Origin of the sequence: Pseudoalteromonas sp. S558 (genome assembly GCF_005886635.1) — a bacterium.
Classification (GTDB): domain Bacteria; phylum Pseudomonadota; class Gammaproteobacteria; order Enterobacterales; family Alteromonadaceae; genus Pseudoalteromonas; species Pseudoalteromonas aliena.
Genome location: NZ_PNDU01000678.1, coordinates 1 through 469 on the forward strand (window position 1 = coordinate 1; position 469 = coordinate 469).

Here is a 469-nt window from a genome sequence, read left to right on the forward strand (position 1 = left end):
GCTGTGTGTATGGCTCTGGGCCCTCTGTGTTACTCTCCCATACCAATACCTCGTGCACCGGCATAAGTAGCATACCCGTATTAGGCGCTTGCTGGTTAACCCATGCATGGACTGTTAACATGGCTTTTTTAATAATATCGGCAGCAGTGCCTTGCATAGGGGCATTAATTGCTGCGCGCTCAGCGCCTTTACGGCGTGCTCAATTGCGGTCATTTATTTCTGGTAAATGTAAGCGGCGGCCAAAAATAGTTTCAACGTAACCATTTGCTGCTGCTTTTTCACGGGTCGTTTCCATGTATTCTAAAACACCTGGGAAACGCTCAAAATATTTATCAATATAATGCTGTGCTTCATGGCGTGGTCCATGAAGTTTACGTGGCCGCCCAAATCGCGCCATCGCATAACTTAAGCCAGCGTTGACGGCGTTAGCTTGACTGCGAGTCTCAGTAGTGACCTCGTGATGGTCAAC

General features: G+C 48.2%; 1 pseudogene. It reads right to left on the reverse strand.

Features of this window, described 5'->3' with window-relative positions:
- Nucleotides 1–469, reverse strand: a pseudogene (locus tag CWB66_RS21915) (DNA polymerase); the annotation flags it as partial.